The sequence below is a fragment of the Kitasatospora sp. NPDC002227 genome (assembly GCF_040296285.1).
Taxonomy (GTDB): domain Bacteria; phylum Actinomycetota; class Actinomycetes; order Streptomycetales; family Streptomycetaceae; genus Kitasatospora.
In genome coordinates this window covers 46,978-67,163 of the sequence record NZ_JBEOWY010000044.1, presented here as the reverse complement: position 1 = coordinate 67,163, position 20,186 = coordinate 46,978, and the positions used below count along the sequence as shown (strand labels likewise).

General features: G+C 70.8%; 22 protein-coding genes, 1 tRNA gene and 2 pseudogenes. 9 read left to right on the top strand and 16 right to left on the bottom strand.

Annotated elements, in window-relative coordinates:
- The first annotated feature begins 375 nt into the window (after positions 1–375).
- On the top strand, positions 376–795 hold the full coding sequence (locus ABT095_RS29680; protein ID WP_350532627.1) for a hypothetical protein: 420 nt from the start codon (positions 376–378) through the stop codon (positions 793–795).
- A gap of 50 nt (positions 796–845) precedes the next feature.
- On the opposite strand, the gene ABT095_RS29675 is transcribed toward ABT095_RS29680, so the two are convergent.
- From ABT095_RS29675 to ABT095_RS29650, 6 genes are all read right to left on the bottom strand, one after another.
- Positions 846–1,442, bottom strand: a complete 597-nt coding sequence (locus ABT095_RS29675) for a hypothetical protein (RefSeq protein ID WP_350532626.1) — start codon at positions 1,440–1,442, stop codon at positions 846–848.
- A gap of 458 nt (positions 1,443–1,900) precedes the next feature.
- Entirely contained in the window at positions 1,901–2,143 is a 243-nt protein-coding gene (locus tag ABT095_RS29670) for a hypothetical protein (RefSeq protein WP_350532625.1), read from the bottom strand.
- A gap of 443 nt (positions 2,144–2,586) precedes the next feature.
- Positions 2,587–3,087, bottom strand: coding sequence for a hypothetical protein (locus ABT095_RS29665; protein ID WP_350532624.1), 501 nt, complete (start codon positions 3,085–3,087; stop codon positions 2,587–2,589).
- Positions 3,088–3,233: 146 nt separating this feature from the next.
- A complete protein-coding gene (locus ABT095_RS29660; RefSeq protein WP_350532632.1) occupies positions 3,234–3,560 on the bottom strand; it encodes a hypothetical protein in 327 nt (108 codons plus the stop codon).
- Positions 3,491–4,099 carry a replication-relaxation family protein gene (locus ABT095_RS29655; RefSeq protein WP_502885049.1) on the bottom strand — a complete coding sequence of 203 codons (609 nt, stop codon included), beginning with the start codon at positions 4,097–4,099 and terminating at the stop codon, positions 3,491–3,493. Before ABT095_RS29655 ends, ABT095_RS29660 begins: the two co-directional genes overlap by 70 nt.
- Positions 4,100–4,236: 137 nt before the next feature.
- The gene (locus tag ABT095_RS29650) at positions 4,237–4,752 is read right to left on the bottom strand and encodes a hypothetical protein (protein ID WP_350532623.1); all 516 of its coding nucleotides are present in this window, start codon (positions 4,750–4,752) and stop codon (positions 4,237–4,239) included.
- Positions 4,753–5,357: 605 nt separating this feature from the next.
- Between ABT095_RS29650 and ABT095_RS29645 the strand changes: the two genes are divergently transcribed.
- Positions 5,358–6,191 (top strand): alpha/beta fold hydrolase, encoded by an 834-nt coding sequence (locus ABT095_RS29645; RefSeq protein WP_350532622.1) that lies wholly within the window; start codon positions 5,358–5,360, stop codon positions 6,189–6,191.
- A gap of 484 nt (positions 6,192–6,675) precedes the next feature.
- Here the strand turns inward: ABT095_RS29645 and ABT095_RS29640 are convergent, their stop codons facing one another.
- Positions 6,676–7,155, bottom strand: coding sequence for a hypothetical protein (locus ABT095_RS29640; RefSeq protein ID WP_350532631.1), 480 nt, complete (start codon positions 7,153–7,155; stop codon positions 6,676–6,678).
- A gap of 180 nt (positions 7,156–7,335) precedes the next feature.
- On the opposite strand from ABT095_RS29640, the pseudogene ABT095_RS29635 reads away from it, so the two are divergent.
- Positions 7,336–7,413, top strand: a pseudogene (locus ABT095_RS29635) (hypothetical protein); the annotation flags it as partial.
- A gap of 282 nt (positions 7,414–7,695) precedes the next feature.
- Here ABT095_RS29635 and ABT095_RS29630 read toward each other — a convergent pair.
- Positions 7,696–7,764, bottom strand: a pseudogene (locus ABT095_RS29630) (hypothetical protein); the annotation flags it as partial.
- A gap of 365 nt (positions 7,765–8,129) precedes the next feature.
- Here ABT095_RS29630 and ABT095_RS29625 point away from each other — a divergent pair.
- On the top strand, positions 8,130–8,855 hold the full coding sequence (locus ABT095_RS29625) for an ABC transporter ATP-binding protein (RefSeq protein ID WP_350532621.1): 726 nt from the start codon (positions 8,130–8,132) through the stop codon (positions 8,853–8,855).
- Between the two features lie 47 nt (positions 8,856–8,902).
- Positions 8,903–11,164, top strand: coding sequence for an ABC transporter permease (locus ABT095_RS29620; RefSeq protein ID WP_350532620.1), 2,262 nt, complete (start codon positions 8,903–8,905; stop codon positions 11,162–11,164).
- A gap of 204 nt (positions 11,165–11,368) precedes the next feature.
- Here the strand turns inward: ABT095_RS29620 and ABT095_RS29615 are convergent.
- The 3 genes from ABT095_RS29615 to ABT095_RS29605 all read right to left on the bottom strand — a co-directional run bounded on the left by ABT095_RS29615 (position 11,369) and on the right by ABT095_RS29605 (position 12,683).
- Positions 11,369–11,448 (bottom strand) — tRNA-OTHER (locus tag ABT095_RS29615).
- 353 nt (positions 11,449–11,801) lie between these two features.
- The gene (locus tag ABT095_RS29610) at positions 11,802–12,203 is read right to left on the bottom strand and encodes a hypothetical protein (RefSeq protein WP_350532619.1); all 402 of its coding nucleotides are present in this window, start codon (positions 12,201–12,203) and stop codon (positions 11,802–11,804) included.
- A 351-nt stretch (positions 12,204–12,554) separates the two neighbouring features.
- Positions 12,555–12,683 (bottom strand): hypothetical protein, encoded by a 129-nt coding sequence (locus ABT095_RS29605; protein ID WP_350532618.1) that lies wholly within the window; start codon positions 12,681–12,683, stop codon positions 12,555–12,557.
- 45 nt (positions 12,684–12,728) lie between these two features.
- Between ABT095_RS29605 and ABT095_RS29600 the strand changes: the two genes are divergently transcribed.
- From ABT095_RS29600 to ABT095_RS29590, 3 genes are all read left to right on the top strand, one after another.
- On the top strand, positions 12,729–12,995 hold the full coding sequence (locus ABT095_RS29600) for a hypothetical protein (RefSeq protein WP_350532617.1): 267 nt from the start codon (positions 12,729–12,731) through the stop codon (positions 12,993–12,995).
- Positions 12,996–13,097: 102 nt separating this feature from the next.
- Complete coding sequence (locus tag ABT095_RS29595; RefSeq protein WP_350532616.1) at positions 13,098–13,511, top strand: hypothetical protein; 414 nt, start codon at positions 13,098–13,100, stop codon at positions 13,509–13,511.
- A gap of 36 nt (positions 13,512–13,547) precedes the next feature.
- Positions 13,548–14,192 carry a hypothetical protein gene (locus ABT095_RS29590; protein ID WP_350532615.1) on the top strand — a complete coding sequence of 215 codons (645 nt, stop codon included), beginning with the start codon at positions 13,548–13,550 and terminating at the stop codon, positions 14,190–14,192.
- A gap of 28 nt (positions 14,193–14,220) precedes the next feature.
- Here ABT095_RS29590 and msrA read toward each other — a convergent pair whose 3' ends face one another.
- Together msrA and katG are read right to left on the bottom strand one after the other, a co-directional pair.
- On the bottom strand, positions 14,221–14,724 hold the full coding sequence (gene msrA / locus ABT095_RS29585; protein WP_350532614.1) for a peptide-methionine (S)-S-oxide reductase MsrA: 504 nt from the start codon (positions 14,722–14,724) through the stop codon (positions 14,221–14,223).
- Positions 14,725–14,857: 133 nt separating this feature from the next.
- Positions 14,858–17,047, bottom strand: coding sequence for a catalase/peroxidase HPI (katG, locus tag ABT095_RS29580; protein WP_350532613.1), 2,190 nt, complete (start codon positions 17,045–17,047; stop codon positions 14,858–14,860).
- A gap of 158 nt (positions 17,048–17,205) precedes the next feature.
- Here katG and ABT095_RS29575 point away from each other — a divergent pair, with 158 nt between their 5' ends.
- Entirely contained in the window at positions 17,206–18,570 is a 1,365-nt protein-coding gene (locus tag ABT095_RS29575) for an efflux RND transporter periplasmic adaptor subunit (RefSeq protein WP_350532612.1), read from the top strand.
- Between the two features lie 28 nt (positions 18,571–18,598).
- On the opposite strand, the gene ABT095_RS29570 is transcribed toward ABT095_RS29575, so the two are convergent.
- The 3 genes from ABT095_RS29570 to ABT095_RS29560 form a co-directional block, all read right to left on the bottom strand.
- A complete protein-coding gene (locus tag ABT095_RS29570) occupies positions 18,599–18,844 on the bottom strand; it encodes a hypothetical protein (protein WP_350532611.1) in 246 nt (81 codons plus the stop codon).
- An 83-nt stretch (positions 18,845–18,927) separates the two neighbouring features.
- A complete protein-coding gene (locus ABT095_RS29565; RefSeq protein WP_350532610.1) occupies positions 18,928–19,302 on the bottom strand; it encodes a hypothetical protein in 375 nt (124 codons plus the stop codon).
- Positions 19,303–19,450: 148 nt separating this feature from the next.
- A complete protein-coding gene (locus tag ABT095_RS29560; protein WP_350532609.1) occupies positions 19,451–20,125 on the bottom strand; it encodes a hypothetical protein in 675 nt (224 codons plus the stop codon).
- Positions 20,126–20,186 lie beyond the last annotated feature (61 nt).

The window sequence follows — 20,186 nt, the reverse complement described above, 5'->3', positions numbered from 1 at the left end:
GGACCTCTTCAACCGCCTCAACCGAGGCGATCACGTCGCTCATCAGGTGCTCTTCCTTGATCGGGAGATACACCGGTCACCGTACAGACCCGAGCCGCCTGAACTTCGTGCCGCCGCGGGCGGCGGCGCGGGCCTTGGGCCGCCGCCCGCGTGGAGAACGCCGAGCTGAAGCGCCAACTCGCCGACGCCCAGGAAGAGGTGATCGCGGTCCGGGAGGCCGGACGGCAGATGTTCAAGAGCATCAACCGTTCCGGCTGACTTGGCCCGTAGCGGCCCGCCGATGGTCTGTGGCCGGGCCGCTGCGGCGTGGCCGCCGGTCACTGCTCGATGCGCATGTTCCAACGGACGCTCTCGGGGGCGTCGACACTGACACTGATGCTCTTGGGGGAGCCCAGGTGGAAGACGTTCCTCGTCGGCGTCAGAGCGCTGGTGGCGCACGGGATCGTGGTCGTGGAGACCGGATCCATGTGCAGGGTCAAGTTCCCTCCGGTACAGAGGATCGTGACCAGCAAGTCACCTTGCTTGGCCGAGATGGTGGCCACGCTCGTCCCAGCAGCCCGCAGTGGCACGGACGCTAGCGTCGTTGTCCCTGCTTCGGGCGGAGGCAGGGTCGGGATCGACAATGCCGACGGCGACGAGGCCGGCGGCGATTCCGGGATGCTCGGCGAGGCCGAGCTCGACGGCTGGGGTTTGGCTGTCTCGGTGCTGCACCCACTGGCGAAGACGCCGAGCGCGGCGAGACCGAGCAGGATGTGGCGTACCTTCATGGTCACTGTGATCTGTCCCTGTCGGTAGGGGCGTTGACCGCCCACCAGTGTGCGGCGGGCGGCCAACGGGGTGTCTGGTCAGCTGGTCCAGGTCTGCCAGCCGACATACCACGGGCTCCACGCGGTGAGAGGCGCCGAGGAGGTGGAGCAGTCCTCACGCTGGATGTTGTACGTGCCGTAGGTCCTCAAGCGCCAGACCCCGTAGGTGGCGTAGGCGGTCTGGCCGGGCTTGGCAGTCACGGTGGTGGAGTTGCCGAGCGAAGCGGTCAGGGAGACGGAGAGGCTGGCTCCTATCGTCATGCTGGCGTCAGCCACGACGGTGTTGACATCGGCACTCAGGCTACTGCTGATAGTGGCGGTGACCGTGCCGCTGACCTGGGCTGAGAAGGTCGAGGTCGCGTCCGACCTGGTGCCGTTGTAGTTCGCCTGGGTGGCGCCGACCGCCTGCATGGTCTTGCCCTGGTTGCTGACGGAGCTGTACCACTCGTCGTAGTGGCAGAAGGTGGAGTCGGGCCCCGCCTTGCCCGAGGGGCTGGCAAGGTGGCCTGCCTTGGCCGAGGGAGCGGAGACGTGGCCCGCCTTGACGGAGGGGCTGGCCGCGAAAGCGGCAGGCGCTGAGAGGAGGGCGGCCGCCGTTGTTACGGCGGCTATCAGCAGTGCTGGCGTGCGGCGCATCGTTTCTCCTCGGCAGAGGTTGACGGAGCGAAGCGACTAAACTTCCGTCAGATGGTGCGGCGACAGGAGGCCACGGTCGCCTCGCACTTTGTTTGTTGCCTGACGACCGTTCCAGTCCAGGGCTCCATGCCCCCACAAGGGCGCACTCCGCACTCCCTACGGCAAGCCGCTCAGTATGGTCATGACATGGTGCACTATCAACTGTTTTAAGGGGGCTGTAAATAAACACGTCCGTTTAGTGAGCGTTCACTCAGGACCTTCGCGGGGCGATTGGTCGGCTTGTCGCTGAGCGCATGAAAGAGGAATTGATGTATATCAGTTCCGGCTATACTCTATTCAAGAGGACCAATAGTGTTGGTAACCAGCTCGGTTGGCCGACCGGCCACAGGTCTGACTACGAAGCGAACAGGCCGAGCAGTGCGGGTGCCTGGTTGGCTACAGGCACCCGCCACCAGATGTCAGGCGCTCGCCGCGGGTGGGCGGACGCTCATCTCGATGACCTGGGCCTCCAGGTCGGCGATCCGCTCGGCCATCTTCTTCACGGTCCGCTGGTCCTTCATGACCTTGCTGCCGAGCTTCTCGACGCCACTGACTATGCGCATCGCCCCGTCGGCGACCTCGGCCATCTTCGAGAACGCGTCGGCGTCAATGCTGTGCGGGTTGGTAGCCTCGAACGCGCACGCCCGTTGCATCTCGGCCATGGAGGCCACGCTCTTGCGGCAGGCCAGCACGCGTCCCGGGCGCCGAGGACGTCGCCTTGGCCGACCCGGTGGAAGCGGGCGGTCATCTTCCCGCGCCGCAGTGGGTCCTTGGAGCGCATGAACTGTTCAAGGTGGTGCCTGTTGCGGGCGGCGGCCACCCGAGCGCGGCGGTCCGCCGTCCGAAGACGGCTGGCAACTGGCAGGCCCACCCCGCTGGAGATGTCCTGGAAGGTGATCTCCTGGCCAGCCCGTGCGTACAGCCACATCAGGACGTCGACCGCATCCTGCTCGGCCCGGGTCAGAGGCCGGTCCTCTGCCTGGCTCACCCCAGCTTCTCGCTCTCCTCGATGAACGCCTGCAGGGCGGCGTCGTCCAGCACCGCGAGGGGGCTGGCGGCCAGGTCCCGGCCGAAGGCCGGCTCCGCCAACCCCAACACGCCGTGACTACTCGCCGGCCTCCGCGAGATAGATCTTCTCCGTGAACTCAAATCCCAACGCACACAACAAGGTTGGGACCAGCCCCTCCGCTGGCCATGTGTCGCTGGTGAGAACCCCGACGACAGCCTCAGGATCGGGCTTTCGCCCCGCCTCCCTCGCCCACGCCGCAGCCACCTCCGCGACCTCCCTCGGGTCACCGATCCATTCCTCCGGGAAGTCGTACTCCCGAGCCGACTGCGGCCGCAACGCGCACTTCCAGCTCATACCGCCCGGGCTCCTCGCCTCCACGGCAGCGAAATCGCCGTCCATGACATGAGCCGCCAGCACCGGCGCCCCTGTGTCCCTCACGATCGAATCGCCGGGATCGCCCATCGGCCACACCTGCAGCATCTGCCACTCGCCGTCACGCCACCACGCATACGGCTCACCATCAGCCGCCACGACCGCAGGAAGCTCGACCAACGGCCGAGCCGACCGCGCGACAAAGAAAGATCCAGTGAACCCCATGGCCCCACACCCTAGAAGCCCTCACCGACATGCTCACCGCTCCCCACCCTCCCCACCCGGTTGAGCCCCGGACGAAGTGAGGAGACGAAGCACCCCTGGCCAATTTCACGGCTCTGGCCGGATCTGCGTGAATTGCCCAGGTCGTGTCAGCAGTCGGGGCAGTCATCCACTGCTGGGGCATCGGGGAAGGTTCGGTTCCCGTCGAGCCAGTCGATCAGCCATTCGGCCAGTGTGAACTTCTCCGGGAAGAACCAGTGATGTGTGCAGTTGCCGTTGGGGTCCAGGCCCCACATGCTGCCGTGCGGCGTGTTCAGATCGACGCACCACCAGATCCCGCACCCGAGGGTCACGAGCGGCATCACGTGGGGCGGGCGGTTCACCTCGAAGTCGGGCGACGCGGAGGTCATCGCCCGATGGAGCGAGAAGAGGGACTCCTCGTCGCTGAACCACCTGCCCGTGTCGGTGAGAGACACGACTCAGGAGTCGACCCCGAAGCCGCCGTTGGCGACCTCGCACTAGATCCTCCGCAGAAGCGGCGGCATCGGACACCCGACCACGGCTTCGAACTCATCGGCAGCCTCGTCCGGTGCCGGAGGAGGTCGCGACGACCGGCACCGCGTCGTCGTACATGTACCAGCCGTCCCCGTCGGCGTCGTCCCCCGGCGGACCCACCAGTCGCCGCCCCAGGCGTCGCGCGCCAGGTCCGACACAGCCTGCTGACGGTTGGCCAGGGCAACCGGTCCGGCGTCGGTGACCACCAAGGCGACCGGCGGGCATCCGGGCCGGGTGGGGTGTGCCCCGGCCAGGTCCGGCGCCACCAGTGGACCAACCGGTCGGCCGGGTCCTCATCGGCCGGCGCCGGGTCGGTGCTCTTCACCTTCGTGCGGAACAGCTCGCGGTAGGCGGTGAACTTCGCGGCCACCCGCTTCGGCGACATCGTGGAACGGTCCACCTCGACCATCAGCACCGGCACCCCGATCTCCGGGGCCTGCCACACCGCGTCCGGGCGCACCTTGCGCCGCCCGCCCGGCAGCGGGAACTCGGCCTCCGTCACCCAATCGGCCACGGCGGCCTGTTAGGCCTCACCCATGCCCCGGAACAGGCCTTGACCGGACCGCACGGAGCCTCTGGGTGGGCTCCCAGTCGACGCTACCGGCTCCGGGGGCGCAGCTGGGCGTTGGCCAGCACGAGCACGGAGGTGGCCAGCCCGATCCCGCAGAGCAGCAGCCCTGGGAAGACCAGCGACCACCAGCCCAGCTGCTCGGGGAAGAGCACATGCCCGGGCCGGTCGGGCGCGGCCAGCACGGTCACCCGTTCGCCCGGCACCAGCCCGCCCGGTGCGCCGTTGATGTCGTCCACCTCCGCCGCGGCCGACGAGGTCGAGCCGTCCGCGGCGATCACCCGGACCCGGATCCGCTCCGGGCTCTGACGTGCCTCCGGCTTGCCGTAGACGGCCTCGGCGACCACGGCGGGCACCCGCGGCGCGTCGGCGAACCGGATGTGCGCCAGCACCGTGGGGACGGTCAGCCAGAGGCCGACGGCGAGGAAGACCGGGGCGACCAGCAGCCGCGTCACCTGCCGCGCGGTGGCCCGGGTGTCGCTCGCGGACCCCGCCGGGCCCAGGTCGATCCACTGGGGTCGGCCGCTGTACTCCGCCGCCTCCATGGCGCCCGCCTTCCTCACGTGCTGTGCTGTGCGTCCTGCGATCCCGCGCGCGATCGCGCCGGCGAGGAGCAGAGCCTAACAACCCCATGGCGCGCCACGGTGGGCCCCTGGCGGATCTGGCCGGGGGCCGGCCGCCGTGATCCCGGCCGTTCTCCCGCCGCTGCCCACGACCGCGGCGATGTGCCCGGCGGCCCTGCGCCGCGCGGGCCACCGGGATGAGGGAGCAGAAGTGGCCACTGCCACCGATGAACGTGAACAGGATGCGCACCGGGCGATGCCACGGGGCCGTCTGCGGGCAGAACGGCCAACGCCTGCTCCCCTGACCGCCCACAGGTTCTCCCGACCGGCCCGAACATCGGTCCCAGGTTCTGCAAACCCACAGGCCACAGCCCAGGCACAATCAATCACGGCGGCAAAATCCCGGGCCAGACCACACCCGGCCCTTCCTCCGCAGCTGCCGAATCGGCCGGTCGCAGGGACGGGTCAAGGTGGAGCGCCCGCCGGCGAAGCCGGTGGCCGAACGACCTTGACCCGCGACGAGGACCCGCCACCATGGCAGCACTGAGGAAGGCTGGAACACTGGCCGGATGTTAACCGAGAGCACCGTGGCTGTCTCCGCCGAACCCGCCGTCGAGCTGTTCGTCGCCCACACCGATGGTCCAGCCGACCGAACACTGCTCGTCATCCACGGCGGACCCGACTGGGACCACAGCTACCTGCGTGAACCTCTGATTCACCTCACCGGCCGCAGGCTGATCCTGCCCGACCTGCGCGGCTGCGGACGCTCCACGCAGGGCCTCCGGGACGACCAGTACACCCCCGATGCGGCCGTCGGCGACCTGACCGCTCTGCTCGACGCATTCGAAGTCCGGCAGGCCGACATCCTCGGCTTCTCCTACGGCGGCGCTCTCGCTCAGCACCTTGCGCTGACCGCACCGGAGCGAGTCCGCCGACTGATCATCGCCTCGAGCAGCGTGCTCCCGGTCCCGCCGGACGCATTCAACGGCTGGCACGAGCGGGACGTCCGCCTCGCAGCCGGCTCCACCGTGTGGTCCGACCGCACGCTGTCCGGCCCGGAACTCGTCCGCGCCGCAGCAGTTGCCGAAGCCCCCGCCAACCTCTGGCGTCCTGAAGTCCTGCCCGACTACCAGCGGCGACTGGACAGCATCAACTTCACTGCCGAGTGGCTGCGACCTTGGCAAGCCGGCATCCTCCCCGGCGCCCGTCCCGACGCAGCGGCCGAACGGCTCACCCGCCTCGGCATTCCCCTGCTCTTGCTCCACGGCCGCCAGGACATGACCTTCCCCGCAGGCCTGGCTGAGGACGCCGAGAGGCTGATTCCCTCCGCTCGCGCCGTGGTCCTCGACGATGCCGGGCACATGGCCCACATCGACCAGCCGGGAACCTGGCTCAGCGCGATCGCTGACTTCCTCATCTGAACACCGGCGCGACATGTCAAGCTGGGACCGATTCACTCGGTCCAGCAGCATCGCCAAGATCCCCAGCTGGGGCCACAGAACTCGTTCAGAAGGGGCCACCAGACTCGTTCGAAGTCAGTCTGCTCCGGTCCGGGCAGGGCGCCTGACCCTCCCCCACCGGCACGGCACAGCCGAGCAGGTGCAGCCGCCGGTGTGTTCCGGATTGTGGAAACTCGCCGAGCGCGGGGTGAAACCCGCCGACCCCGGCCAGCAGGCGTGCAGTTGTCAGGAGGCGTCGCCAGCCGGAGTGTCTGGGCTGTCCAGCGCGTCAGCCGGTGCGGCGGGCTCGCTGGGACTTCGAGGAGGAGAACCCGCTCCGGGACGCGCGGGATTCGACCTTGCCCGGGACGTGTGGGACGCCAACCAGCCTTCCCGATCGCCTCACACAGCGAACGCGTCGGTAACAGCGGACGTCGACACGCCTCCTCGGTTCAGGTCGCGATGCCTACCGTGCCACAGCCACAGCCGTCGCCGGACCACTGCTCCACACCCGGACGGCCGCCACCACCCCGGCGACGCCCAGGCCGTTCAGCAGCAGCGCCAGGCCGTACGGGTATGCCCCAAGGTCCATCAGCGCCACGCCGAACAGCACCCCACTGGTACACAGCCCGGCCAGGCCCACCGCGACAATGCCGAGAGCCGCGGCCCAGCGGCGGCCGCGCCAGAAGGCGATCGCGACGATCACCCACAACAGGGTCGGCAGCGCCGCCACCACGGCGGCAAAACCCGTGCCGAACTGGGCGAAGAGGATCACCCGGCCGTCACCGTCGGCGGCGTCGGCGGCCGACCCCAGCGCTACGGCGAGCCAGCCGAAGCCGACCATCACGCCGACCCAAAGCACCGCGACCACCGCCAGCAGCGCCCGCGCGACCTTCAGCGGGCCCGCCCCGGCGGCACGTTCCGCAGACAGCACATCCTCAGCCATGCCGAAATCCCCCTGTCCATCGTGTGAAGATCACAGCCTGACAGAGACTTTGAACATGTTCAAGATGGGTTGGGAAGCGATGGCGTCCCCGGCGCCGAACTGGTCGACGTCGACGTGGACCGATCCGTCCCGCACCTGTGCATCGTCAAGGCCCCCGACCGCGACCGCGTCCGGGCCACGATGCGCGAGGCTGGAATCGGCGTCGGCGTCCACTACCCGCTCAACCACCTCCAGACCGCCTTCGCCCGCTTGGCCCGGTCGCTTCCCGCCACCGAGCGCCTCGCCGGTCAGGCCCTCACCCTGCCGTCCTACCAGCACGATGCCACCGGGCAGCGGCCTCGGCTCGCCGGAGATCCGCGCCGCCACCGGCAGTCCGGCGAAGGCGAACCGGTCGACCAGCGGGCCGAGCCGGCCCGGACTCGGCTGCGGCGCGAGCTCGGCCACGGCCGCATCGTCGCAGCCGTCCTGCGCGGGAGCCGGCAAGCCCAGCAGGTGCCGCAGTTCGGTCATCGCGTCCCGCCCGGCCTTCTCGACGGCGGCCATCGCGGCGGCGGCCTCCTGCCGCATGGCGGTGATCACCTCGCGGGCGGCCGAGGACTGCACCACCATCAGGCTCACGTCGTGGCTGACGATGTCGTGCAGCTCGGCCGCGGTCCTGGCCCGCTCGGCGTCGACGGCCGTGCGTGCCGCGCTCTCCCGCTACCGCTCCAGCAGCCAGCCGCGCTCGCCGACGGCAGCCCGGTGCGCGGGCCGGGCGCGGGCCGGCGTGCCCCCAGCCAGCCGGCCTCCCCCGTCGCCGCCAGGGCGGCGACCCAGGCCGTCTCAGCCCCCACACCCCGCCGGCTTCCCAGCTCAGGTCTTGATCCACATCATCCGGGGGTTCCACCCGGGTACATCTGCGGTACTACGGCCGCCCGCAGTTACACCCGGGGTGGGACGCCCCGCCGGGGTCGCTGCTCCTACCGTCGGGTGCCATGAGCAATGATGACGACAGGACGACCCGGCAGGACGACGCGCAGGTCGTCGTCGAGCTGTCCGGGGTGCACAAGGAGTTCGGCGACGCCAAGGCCCTCGACGGCGTCGACCTGCGGATCAGGGCGGGCGAGGCGGTCGCGGTGATGGGCCCCTCGGGGTGCGGCAAGTCCACCCTGCTGAACATGGTGGCCGGGCTGGACCGGCCCAGCTCCGGCACCGTCCGGGTACAGGGGCAGGACCTCAGCGGGCTGAACGAGAACGGCCTGGCCCTGTTCCGCCGCCGTCACATCGGCATGATCTTCCAGTTCTTCAACCTGATCGACGACCTCCCGGCACTCGACAACGTCTCGCTGGCCGCCCAGCTGACCGGCACCAGCGCCAAGCAGGCGCGACGCCGGGCACTTGAGTTGCTGGACGAGCTGGGTGTGGCGCACCGCAAGGACGTCTACCCGGCCGCGCTGAGCGGCGGCGAGCGCCAGCGGGTCGCGGTGGCCCGCGCCCTGATGAACCGCCCGGCGCTACTGCTCGCCGACGAGCCGACCGGCGCGCTGGACAGCCGATCGGGCGAGCAGGTGATGGACCTCTTGATCGACCTCAACCAGATCGGCCAGACTCTGCTGATCGTCACCCACGACCCCCAGCTGGCCACCCGCTGCGCCAGCCGGCTGGTCGACGTCGCGGACGGCAAGGTGGCGCGCGAGCGGATGCTGGAGACCCAGTCGTGAGCGGGGCTGTGTGGCGGGCGTCGCGGGCAGCGGTAAAGCGCCGCCGGGTGCAGACCATCGTGATCGGCCTGGTCGTCTTCTGCTCCACCGCGACCGTGCTGCTCGCGATGGCGGTGCTCAGCGCCGCCCGGGCCCCGTTCGACACCGCCTTCGGCGCGCAGCGAGGGGCGCACGTCGTCGCCGCCTTCGACCCGGCCAAGGCCTCGGCGGAGCAACTGGCCGCCACCGCCCACCGACCGGGCGTCAAGGCTGCGGCCGGGCCGTTCGCCCAGGCTGCCGTCGACATCCCCACCGAGTTCAACGGGCGCCCGCCGGGACCGCTGTCCCTGGTGGGCCGGGCCGACCCGAAGGGCCCGGTGGACCGGATGGACCTGCTGGCGGGCCGCTGGGCCACCGCACCCGGCGAGGTGGTCATCCAGGAGGCGGACGGGGGCTGGCCGAAGGACGGGCTCGGCAAGCCGCTCACCACCAGCACCGGGCTGAAGCTCACCATCGTCGGCTTCGCCACCAGCATGAGCCAGTCCGCGGGTGGCTGGGTGACCCCCGAACAGGCGGCGGCCCTGCACCCCACCGGCCTGCAGATGCTCTACCGCTTCTCCGACGCCGACACCGAGCAGAAGCTCACCGCCGCTCTCGGCACGGCCACCGAGGGACTGCCGAAGGACGCGCTCGCCAGCGGGCAGTCGTACCTGGTGCTCAAGCATGCCTTCTCCGCCGGCGCCGACGCCTACCTGCCGCTGATGACGGTCTTCGGCGTGCTCGGCCTGGTCGTCGCCGCGCTGATCGTCGGCAACGTGGTGAGCGGCGCGGTGGTCGCCGGCTACCGGCACATCGGGGTACTGAAGTCGATCGGCTTCACTCCGCGCCAGGTGGTCACGGTCTACCTGACCATGGTTTCGGTGCCCGCGATCGTCGGCACCGCCCTCGGGACGGCCGCCGGCTGGGCGGCCGCGCACCCGATCCTCCGGGCCGCCTTCAACGGGATCACGACCGGCACCGCCGTGATCGAGCCGGCTGGCTGGCTGCCAGCCGCCACCCTGCTCGGCGTCCCGCTGCTGGTCGCCCTCGCCGCGCTCGTCCCCGCCGCACGCGCCCGCCGGCTCTCCGCCGCCCAGGCCGTCTCGGCCGGCAGCGCACCGCGCACCGGGCGCGGCCTCAAGGTCCAGCGCTGGCTGAGCGGCACCCGACTGCCGCGTGCCGTCAGCCTCGGCCTCGGCCAGCCCTTCGCCCGCCCGGCCCGCACCGCGCTGACCATGGCGGCGATCGTGCTCGGGGTCGTCACCGTGACCGTGACGACCGGAGTGAGCAGCACCCTGGCCAGGTCCAGGACTCACGCCGACGACCGCCACACCCACGTCGACGTACAGACCGCCCACTTCGCGGGCAACAAGGCCGAGCCCCGGCTGACCCCGGCCCAGACCGAGGCGATGCTGCGCGCTACCCCCGGCGCTGAGCAGATCTGTAGCCGCGGGCTGGTCCGGGTCGGTCTGGTCGGCTACACCCAGTGGGCGTTCGTCAACTTCTACGGGGGCGACGACATCGCCTCGGCCAGCCGTCTCCAGGTGGTGAAGGGCCGCGCCGCCACCGGGCCGGGCGAGGTGGAGGCCGGGCCGGCCTTTCTCGACCAACACGCACTGGGGCTCGGGGACCGGCTCACCCTGGACTTGGAGGGCCGCCGGGTGACGGTCACGATCGTCGGCGAGGAACTCGAGGGCAACCCCCAGGCGTTGACCTCCAACGACGCCACCAGGGCACTGCTCACCCCGGACCCGCACCTGGTCGAGTACGACGTGATGCTTGCCACCGGCGCCGATGCCGGTGCCTACCAGAAGGCCGTGACGGACGCCGACCCGAGCCTCTCGCCCTCAGTGGTCACCCCCCACTCGGATGGGGCGATCGTCGCCATCACGACCTTCACCACGATCTTCACTGTCCTGCTGTCGGTGGTCGCCGCGCTCGGCGTCTTCAACACCCTGCTGCTCACCATCCGCGAACGCCGCCGCGACCTCGGCATGCTGAAGTCGATCGGGATGACACCCCGGCAGGTGGTCGCGATGACGGTCACCTCGGTGGCCTGGCAGGGCGCTGTCAGTGGGATCATCGGCATCCCGGTCGGGATCGCGGCGCACCGGCTGATCGTCGAGCACGTGCCGATCATGGACTTCCCGGAGGGGATGATCAACGTCTGGGGCGCCCAACTGCTGACCGGCCTCGCGCTGGCCGGCGTGGCGATCGCCGTCCTCGGCGCACTCGTCCCGGCCCGCTCGGCCGCCCGACTGCCGATCGCCGAGGTGCTGCACAACGAGTGAGCCCGGGTACTGCCGGGCCGGGCAACGGACGGGGGCCACTGCCCGGCCCGTCGGCGGAGGGCCATTCTGACAGCTGGTAACAGGCGCGTATTCGAAGCGCGTCGTGTTCCCCGGTCGGCTTGTTCCTGGAGCCTACCGGTACGTCGAAGGCCCGCCCCAGGCTTGGGGCGGGCCTCGGCGGCTCGCTGACAGTTGCAGCCGGAGTGCGGGTGGAGGGATTTGAACCCTCAGCCTTCCGCTTGCAATCAGAGACGGTTGCTCTGGACCGGTTGAGCTACACCCGCAGTGCCCGAACCTGGACCGGCGGTTCGCTGGCACCAGAACGACGGGCACTCGGCCTTGTCGGCCGTGCGGCTTGATTCTGCTGCACGGACGGCTACAGCGCACCAGGGTTTCCGGCCTGCCCTACTCACGACCACGAATGACAACACATCAGGAGCGTCACCGATCTGGACTTGGTCACACAGCACTCGAATTTCTGCCAAATAGGGCAAAGCCCGCACCTGCCCACAGACCGAAAGTGCCGCTGCCTGGCGGGCAGCGGCACTTTCGGCGCGATGACCGGGAGTCGGGCCATTCAACTGCTTCAACTGCCGCAGTTGAACAGGGCCGCGCCGACTACCCCGGGCAGCGGATGTCAGATCCAGTCCCGCACGAACGTGGCACTGGTCGGCATGGCCGAGAAGGTTCGGGCGTAGTTGAAGGTGGTCTTGGAGGTAGCGGCGGTGTCGGTGACACAGACGTCGGTGCCCCCGTCCCCCAGAAATGTCGAGCCCGCGTACAGGTAGAAGGTGTAACACTGCGGGTTGTCGAGGAAGTTGAACGGCATGCTGGTCTCGATGTAGCCGGAGAGCTGGTACGAGGTACCGCCTATCGGGCAGACCGTGAACCGGCCGTCGCCGAACTTGTTGGCGACGGTGAGGGTCGCGCAGGACGAGGCCGTGGCGGTCGAGGTCGCCGCCGGCGAAGCGGGGGCGGCCAGCAGGGTCAGGGAGCCGGCGGTGGCGGCCACGGCCAGCGAACGGGCAAGGCGGTTCATGACGCTCCTTGGGTGGTGGGTTCAGGAAACGGCCCGGCCGACCTCCGGAATCACGGAGTCAGAGCCGGACCTGATGGATGGTCTGCAGACGAACTGCAGCGGTTCTGATGCAATCAGGCGGCATCCGTGATTGGCAACGGTCGTCCGTCGCAAGGGTTGAACGCCCGGACGGGAGGACCGCCCACGAGACGCTGGACATCGGCGGACCCACTCCCCTGTGGCGCGGCTGCAGGACCTTCCGAATCCGTGGGACACCACCGCCGCCAGGCCTGCGACCAGGTCGGGCACAGCACTGGCGGGGGCCGTCATAGAGGTGGCCTCGGTGTCGTCGCTGCGGGAGCAGACCTCCGGTCAGGAGAGGTAGCCGGCCTGGGCGAAGGCCAGGACTGCACCGGGGCAGTGGCCGTTCTCGGTGTAGATCAGGGCCTGGACGGCCACGAGCCCCGATCTGGCCGCGACCGCCGTCAGGAGCGCCGCCACCTTCGAGGGGAAGGCATAGAGTGAAGCCCGGGAAGGGGGAGGAGGATGAACATCCTAGGTGTTTCGTCCGGTCAGGACTCGCCGCCGTCAGTAACCGGAGGCCTGATCGTCACTGTTGCCGGTTTTCTGGCGGTTGCACTCGGACGGTTCTTTTTCAAGGGCGTTGTTGTCCCTGGTGACGAGCGGCAGGAGAGGAGGGATGATCGGTTCATCCGCCGACTTGTCGGAGGGGGGTTCATGGTCGGTGGCACGATCTTCTTGGGGGCCGGGCTCCTTATCCTGGTCGAGGGTGTGGTTCGAGCGGTGAGCTGACGGCTGATCCGGAGCCGTGTCCGACCGGGGGTTTCGCGGCAGCGGGCTCTGACCGGGTGAGGGGGCGCGGGCGTGCTCGGTGGGGGCCGGTAGGTTGCGCGTATGGCTGATTTCACCAACTGCCGACCGATGGTGTCGGCGGATTCCCTCACTCCGGTCCAGGCTGAGCAGGTCGCACTGAGCGGCAGGTTGTACGACGGCGAGAGCTTGCCCGCCGGGCGGCGGCTGTCCGAGGACGACGGCGACGAGGCGGTGCTGAATTTCTGTGAGCTCTGGGACGTGGTGGACGACGACGGGGTGCTGCTGTACGAGGCCTGGTTCTACCAGGTGGACAGCGGTTCGATCTTCCTGGCCGGTACGACGGAGGTCGTCGCGGAGATCATCCAGTGCGGGCTGGAGTGCCCCGACCCCGAACGGCGGTCGGAACTCGGTGTGGCGATGGTCAGGGCCGGCCTGCTGCCCGCCTCGGACTCGGCGTACCAGGAGTTCCGGGCGGCGGCGGAGTCCGCTCCGTGAGTCACCGGTGTCGGCGGGGTGTGGGAGTCTGCGCGCATGGACGAGGACATGCACGGCGTGGCGTTGATGGACCGGGTGATCGAGCGGGTGCGGCAGGACGGCTGGCCGACTGCGGACGCGCCGGACCTGGCGGAGCCGCAGCCGTTGGCGCCGGAGGTGTTGGAGAGCCTGCGGCTGCCCGGCGGCCGGCCGTTGCCGCCGAGCCTGCGGAGGTGGCTGGAGTTCGACGGCTCGTGGCTGGCCGACCTGGAGTGGTACGAGGACGGGCAGGAGCCGGTGTTCGACGCCCGGGCGCTCGGCGAGACCGCCGAGCGGATGTACGGCTCGGACGGGGTGATGGTCGGGATGTTCGCCGAGTTCGAGCGGCTGCTGCCGTCGCCGTGCCTGCCGCTGGTGGGCGGCAGTGACTCGCGGCGCCTGCTCTACCTGGGCTCGCCCGATTCGACGGGCGAGTACCCGGTACTGGTGACGGACATCGACGACCTGCCGTACGTGGCGGTGATGTACCCGGGCCTGGACGTGTACCTGGCCGATCTGGCCGGCGTGATCGACCTGGACTTCGACACGTACACCGGGTTGAGCGAACACCCGGTGTACGGCGCCAGGATGCGCGAGCACGCGGAGAACACCGAGCTCGGGGCGGACGGCCTCGAGATTCAGGACCTCGACTGGCTCGACTGAACCCCGCCCACGACGAGCACCTCGAATGTCAGGGTGTGCGTCGCGGGAGCCTCCAGCCCGGGCGGGGGAAGTGGCAGGTGTAGCCGTTCGGGTAGTGCTCGAGGTAGTCCTGGTGCTCCGGCTCCGCCTCCCAGAACGGGCCTGCCGGGGAGACCTCGGTGACGACCTTGCCGGGCCACAGGCCGGAGGCGTCGACGTCGGCGATGGTGTCCTCCGCGACGCGCTTCTGGTCGTCGTCGAGGTAGAAGATCGCCGAGCGGTAGCTGGTGCCGATGTCGTTGCCCTGGCGGTTCGCGGTGCTCGGGTCGTGGATCTGGAAGAAGAACTCCAGGATCTCCCGGTAGTCGGTCACCGACGGGTCGAACTCGATCTCGATCGACTCGGCGTGCGTACCGTGGTTGCGGTAGGTCGCCTGGGGGACGTCGCCGCCGGTGTAGCCGACTCGGGTGTGCAGCACCCCCGGTCGGCGGCGGATCAGCTGCTGCATCCCCCAGAAGCAGCCTCCGGCGAGTACGGCCTTCTGTGCGGTCATGACCACGGCCCCTTCTTGATGGTCGATCGGTTCTCAAGGCCTCGAACACCGGGGGCGCTCCAGTCATTCCTGCGCGCGGCCGCACCGCGGCGTCCCGCCGGAGCGGGACGCCGCGGTGCGGCCGTTCGGCTGGTCAGCGGAGGTCGAAACGGTCCAGGTTCATGACCTTCGTCCACGCCGCCACGAAGTCACGGACGAACTTGTCGGCCGCGTCGTCGCAGGCGTAGACCTCGGCGAGGGCGCGCAGTTGGGCGTGGGAGCCGAGGACGAGGTCCACGGCGGTGGCCGTCCACCTCGGCTTGCCGGTGGCGCGGTCGTGTCCTTCGAAGACGTTCGCCTCCGTCTGCGAGGGCTTCCACTCCGTGCCCATGTCGAGCAGGTTGACGAAGAAGTCCGTGGTCAGCGCCTGCGGGCGCTCGGTGAGGACCCCGTGGGAGGTGCCCCGGAAGCCGGTGTCGAGTGCTCGCATGCCACCGAGCAGGACCGTCAGCTCGGGGGCGGTCAGCGTCAGCAGGTTGGCCCGCTCCAGCAGCAAGGCCTCCGGGGAGAGCTTCTCGCCGGGGCGGAGGTAGTTGCGGAACCCGTCGGCGCGCGGTTCGAGGACCGCGAACGACTCGACGTCGGTCTGCTCCTGGGTGGCGTCGGTGCGGCCCGGCGTGAACGGGACGGTGACGGTGCGGCCGCCGTTCCGGGCGGCCTGTTCGACCGCGGCGCAGCCGCCCAGGACGACGAGGTCGGCGAGGGAGATCTTCTTGGTGCCGCTCTGGGTGCTGTTGAAGTCCTGCTGGATCTGCTCGAGGGCCCGCAGCGTCCCGGTCACCTCGGGCAGGTCGTTGGCCTCCCAGCCGTTCTGCGGTGCCAGCCGGATCCGTGCGCCGTTGGCGCCGCCGCGCTTGTCGGTGCCGCGGAAGCTCGCGGCCGCGGCCCAGGCCGTGGTGACCAGCTGGGGGATGCTCAGGCCGGAGGCGAGGATCCGGCCCTTGAGGGCGGTGACGTCCTGGTCGGTGACCAGGTCGTGGTCGACCGCGGGCACCGGGTCCTGCCAGAGCTGGGGTTCGGGGACCCAGGGGCCGAGGTAGCGGGAGATCGGGCCCATGTCACGGTGGAGCAGCTTGTACCAGGCCTTGGCGAACGCCTCGGCGAGCTCGTCCGGGTGGGCGTGGAACCGTCGGCAGATCGGCTCGTAGACCGGGTCCTGGCGCAGTGCGAGGTCGGTGGTCAGCATCATGGGGGCGTGCCGCTTCGACGGGTCGTGCGCGTCGGGGACGGTGTCTCGCGCGGCGGGGTCGGTGGGCTTCCACTGGTGGGCGCCGGCGGGGCTGGTGGTCAGCTCCCAGTCGTAGCCGAACAGGTTGTCCAGGTAGCCGTTGTCCCAGGTCGTCGGCCTGTTGGTCCAGGCTCCTTCGAGCCCGCTGGTGAGCGCGTCGGCGCCCGCGCCGCTGCCGTAGGTGTTGCGCCAGCCCAGGCCCTGCTGCTCGAGGGGGGCGCCCTCGGGCTCCGGGCCGAGGTAGGCCGGGTCGACGGCGCCGTGGCACTTGCCGAAGGTGTGGCCGCCGATGATGAGCGCGGCGGTCTCCTCGTCGTTCATGGCCATCCGCGCGAAGGTCTCCCGGATGTCCCGGGCGGCGGCCAGCGGGTCCGGGTTGCTGTTGGGGCCCTCCGGGTTCACGTAGATCAGGCCCATCTGGACGGCGCCGAGCGGCCCGGCGAGCTGCCGGTCACCGCTGTAGCGCTCGTCGCCGAGCCAGGTGTCCTCGGGGCCCCAGAAGACCTCGTCGGGCTCCCAGACGTCCTCGCGTCCGAAGGCGAAGCCGAAGGTCCTGAACCCCATGGACTCCATGGCGCAGTTGCCGGCGAGCACCAGGAGGTCGGCCCAGGAGATCTTCTTGCCGTACTTCTGCTTGACCGGCCACAGCAGCCGTCGTGCCTTGTCCAGGCTGGCGTTGTCCGGCCAGCTGTTGAGCGGTGCGAAGCGCTGGGCGCCGCTGCCGGCGCCGCCCCGGCCGTCCGCGATGCGGTAGGTGCCGGCGGCGTGCCAGCTCATCCGGATGAGCAGCGGCCCGTAGTGGCCGTAGTCGGCGGGCCACCAGTCCTGCGAGTTCGTCATCAGGGCGATGACGTCCCGCTTGAGCGCGTCCACGTCGAGGGTGGCGAACTCGGCCGCGTAGTCGAAGCCGGCGTCCATCGGGTTGGCGCGGGACGAGTGCCGGTGCAGCACCTGGAGGTCCAGCTGGGCGGGCCACCAGTCACGGTTGGTCCTGGGGCGGTGCGCTGCGGGGGTCGGGGAGGGAACCGCGGGGTTTTCGCTCTCGCTGCCAGCCACGTCCGGTCTCTCTTTCTGGGGCAGATTTCCTACCTTTTCGCCCGTATGGTCCCGCACCAGGGGCCGTCCGGGGAGGAGAACACGCGGGGCGTGCCCCTCCACTTCCGGAGAATCCGCCGATGGCGTGTCCGGTCCTGTGCTTGATCGTTGAGCAGCGCGTGAGCAGCGTCCGGGTACGACCTCTGGTGAGATGGACGGCGCTGGGTTCGGCCGTCGCGGTCGCGGCGGCCGTCGCGCTGGTGACACGCTCCGAGGAGCGTCACCGGGACTTGTTCACCGTCGAGCCGACGACGGTCGCCCTGACGGCGGTGACGCGGGGCGTGCTGCAGCCGGACGCCCGGTACATGCTCTTCTTCGGCCGGGTCGTCCCCGTCCCCACGCGGGAGCCCCTCGCGGGGAACCCCTGTGACTGGTTCCCGGGGCTGGCCGATCCGGCCCGGCTGCTGGGGGCGGTCACCTCGTTGTCCGCTGTCGCGGGCGCCCATGTGGCGGCCGGTGCCGTCCTGGCGCGGGCCGATGCCGGCCCGGCCAAGAGCGAGCTCGAGGCGGCCACCCGGGCGCTGGCCGACGACCGGGCGCTGCTGGCGGCGGACCGGCGGCTGGCGGCCGACGTCGGCCGCCCGGCCTCGGTGGAGGCGCTGCCCGTCTCCGTGGCACCCGGCGCGGAGTCGGCGTCGCCGCCGTCGGTGGCGCCCGACCCGAGTCAGCAGCAGTTGGCCGCGAACGCCCAGGTGAGTGCGGACCAGCAGCGGACGGCGGCAGCGGAGAAGCGGCTCGCCGAGGCGCAGGGCGCCGTGGACGCCGCCTCGGTCACCGCGCCCGTCGAGGGGGTGGTCGACACCGTCGAGACCGCGCTGGGTGCGACGCCGTCCTGTCGGCTGCCCGTCGTGACGATGCACTCCGACCGCCTCGTCGTGCTGGCCGACGTTCCCGGCAGCCTGCTGCCGCGCCTGGTGGTGGGGCAGACGGTGACGGTCACGCCCGCCGACGCGCAGGGCACCCTGCGCACCACCCTGACCGCGCTGCCGCCCCAGGCACTGCCCAGTGCGGCAGCAGCCGACACCACGCCGGCCCCGGCGTTCCGCAGCCCGGCACCCGCCGCCTCGGGCGAGCCCGTCTATCCGCTGGCCCTGTCACTGCCCGGGGCTCCGGCGGGGCTGCGCCCGGGCATGCCGGCCCGGATGACCGTCGTCCTGCAGCAGCGGGCCAATGTCCTCGCCGTACCCACGAACGCCTTGCGCACCGAGGCGGGCGGTACCTTCGTGACCGTCGTGAGGTGCGCGAAGGACGACGGGGCGCAGTGCCGGGACGCGAGCGAGATCCCGACCCGGGTGGACACCGGGCTGGTCGGCGACTCACTCACCGAGATCACCGCGGGCCTTGCCCCGAACGACCGGATCCTGCTGCCGGGCCCTCCCCCGCCGCCGGCTCCGGTGCCGCCGTCACCGCCGTCACCGCCGGGTCCGGGGCCCGACCCCGCCGCGGCACAGGGCGGCAAGCCGGAGGCCGCGGCGTCGCCGTAGTTCTCGCCGCGGCCTCGCCGTGGTTCTTTCAGTGTGCGACCTGGCTGCGGTGCCGTCGGTCCTTCGCCCACCGGGCGAGGGCCCCGGACACGGCGACCAGGGTGGCGGCCCACACCACACTGAAGATGATCAACGCGAGCAGCGGCAGCGGCTGGGCGGTGATCAGCGCGGTGCCGATCGAGGTGGCCACCAACGCCACCAGCATGGTCCCCGAGACGTTCTGCAGTCCCGTGATCAGGCCCCTCAAGGTCGGCCTGTTGTCTTCGTACGCCACCTCGATCGCCTCCACACCCGAGGGTCGGCCGGAGGATTCCGGTCTCCCCCATTCTCCGACCGGGGCGCCGCGGCCGCCTGTGGTCAGGGCTGGTACGGCTGCTGGACCGGTGCGCCGTACCAGGCCGGCGGCATGGCGGGGTGCCGGGCGTGCCAGGCGTCGATCCGGCTCTGCTGCCACCCCAGGTCCGTCGCCCGTCGGCGGTTGACGGCATGGACGATCGCCGCAGCGGTCGCGGCGGCGACGGCGGACCAGGAGAGGAGGGCGCCCACGGCCATCACGGCGCCGTCCGGGACCAGCACCCACCACAGCGAACCGACCACCGCGAGGACCGCGGCGCCGAAGCGGGAGCGCCCGGGGCGCCGGTGGGTCAGTTCGACGGCGGCCCAGGCGGCGAAGAACGGCGCGACAACGGCTACAACCAGTGCCACCAGGAACAGCAGAAGCATGAGAAGCATGTGATCCCCTCCCGTGCCCTCCCGCGCTCACGGCGGCGGGAGAGCACAACGATCCGGCCGGCAGCCCGCGGCGTCGGCGCTGTCCCCCGGGCCGATGCGGGCCCGGGGTGTGCGGCACCATGGTGGCACATGTTTTGAACGTGTTCAATTAGGGCTGCGCGGGGACGACCTCCACCCCGGCGGCGAGCATCGCGGCGGTGACCTGACGGGCCACCGCCTCGTGGCAGATCATCAGCACGGTCTGCGGCTCGCCCCGGCGGCAGGGCAGGTGACCGCCGCCCGCTTCCAGCAGCTGCCACTGGTCGAGTTCGGTGGTCCACAGCGGCTCGAGTTCGGCCACGGCGCGGGCGGTCTCGGCCGCCTCCGCGGCTGCCCGGGCGCGGCGGCCGGCCGGGGCGGGCGGAGCGGTGGCGTGCAGGGTGACGCTCGTCAGGTGGCCGTGCCCGTCGGCGGGCCGGACCGCCAGCTCCGCGGGCCAGTGGCCGCCGAGGGCCTCCCGCACCTCGGCCGCCGGGTGGCCGAACAGGTCGATGCCCGCGAGGACGACGGGTGTGCCGCCCGCGGTGTCCGGCGCCGTCTTGCCGCGACTCAGCACGACGGAGCCCAACGGCGGCCGGCCGGCGCCGCCGGTGGCCCGGGCTGCGCGGACGGTCACTTCGACGTCGCCCCAGCGGGCGGTGTGGGCCCAGGCGGCTTCCGGTAGTGGCCGGGCCTGGGCGAGCCTTGCCAGGGCCTCGGCTGCCGTCCGCTCGCCCGTCCCGAAGCGGAGGGTGCCCGCGTGGCCGGGCAGGACGACCCCGGCTCCTGGCAGCAGCTCGAACACCGGCTGATCGTGCATCAGGGCCGGGCGGGGGCGCAAGCGCCGGCCCTCGGGCCGCGGCCGG

Coding starts and splice junctions, on each gene's coding strand:
- ABT095_RS29625 (WP_350532621.1), top strand. CDS start 8,130: ATGAGCAATGATGACGACAGGACGACCCGGCAGGACGACGCGCAGGTC.
- ABT095_RS29670 (WP_350532625.1), bottom strand. CDS start 2,143: ATGGCCGAGATGCAACGGGCGTGCGCGTTCGAGGCTACCAACCCGCAC.
- ABT095_RS29675 (WP_350532626.1), bottom strand. CDS start 1,442: ATGCGCCGCACGCCAGCACTGCTGATAGCCGCCGTAACAACGGCGGCC.
- ABT095_RS29640 (WP_350532631.1), bottom strand. CDS start 7,155: ATGGCTGAGGATGTGCTGTCTGCGGAACGTGCCGCCGGGGCGGGCCCG.
- msrA (WP_350532614.1), bottom strand. CDS start 14,724: ATGACCGCACAGAAGGCCGTACTCGCCGGAGGCTGCTTCTGGGGGATG.
- ABT095_RS29590 (WP_350532615.1), top strand. CDS start 13,548: ATGGACGAGGACATGCACGGCGTGGCGTTGATGGACCGGGTGATCGAG.
- ABT095_RS29595 (WP_350532616.1), top strand. CDS start 13,098: ATGGCTGATTTCACCAACTGCCGACCGATGGTGTCGGCGGATTCCCTC.
- ABT095_RS29665 (WP_350532624.1), bottom strand. CDS start 3,087: ATGGGGTTCACTGGATCTTTCTTTGTCGCGCGGTCGGCTCGGCCGTTG.
- ABT095_RS29600 (WP_350532617.1), top strand. CDS start 12,729: ATGAACATCCTAGGTGTTTCGTCCGGTCAGGACTCGCCGCCGTCAGTA.
- ABT095_RS29565 (WP_350532610.1), bottom strand. CDS start 19,302: ATGCTTCTCATGCTTCTGCTGTTCCTGGTGGCACTGGTTGTAGCCGTT.
- ABT095_RS29650 (WP_350532623.1), bottom strand. CDS start 4,752: ATGGAGGCGGCGGAGTACAGCGGCCGACCCCAGTGGATCGACCTGGGC.
- ABT095_RS29610 (WP_350532619.1), bottom strand. CDS start 12,203: ATGAACCGCCTTGCCCGTTCGCTGGCCGTGGCCGCCACCGCCGGCTCC.
- ABT095_RS29680 (WP_350532627.1), top strand. CDS start 376: ATGCTCTTGGGGGAGCCCAGGTGGAAGACGTTCCTCGTCGGCGTCAGA.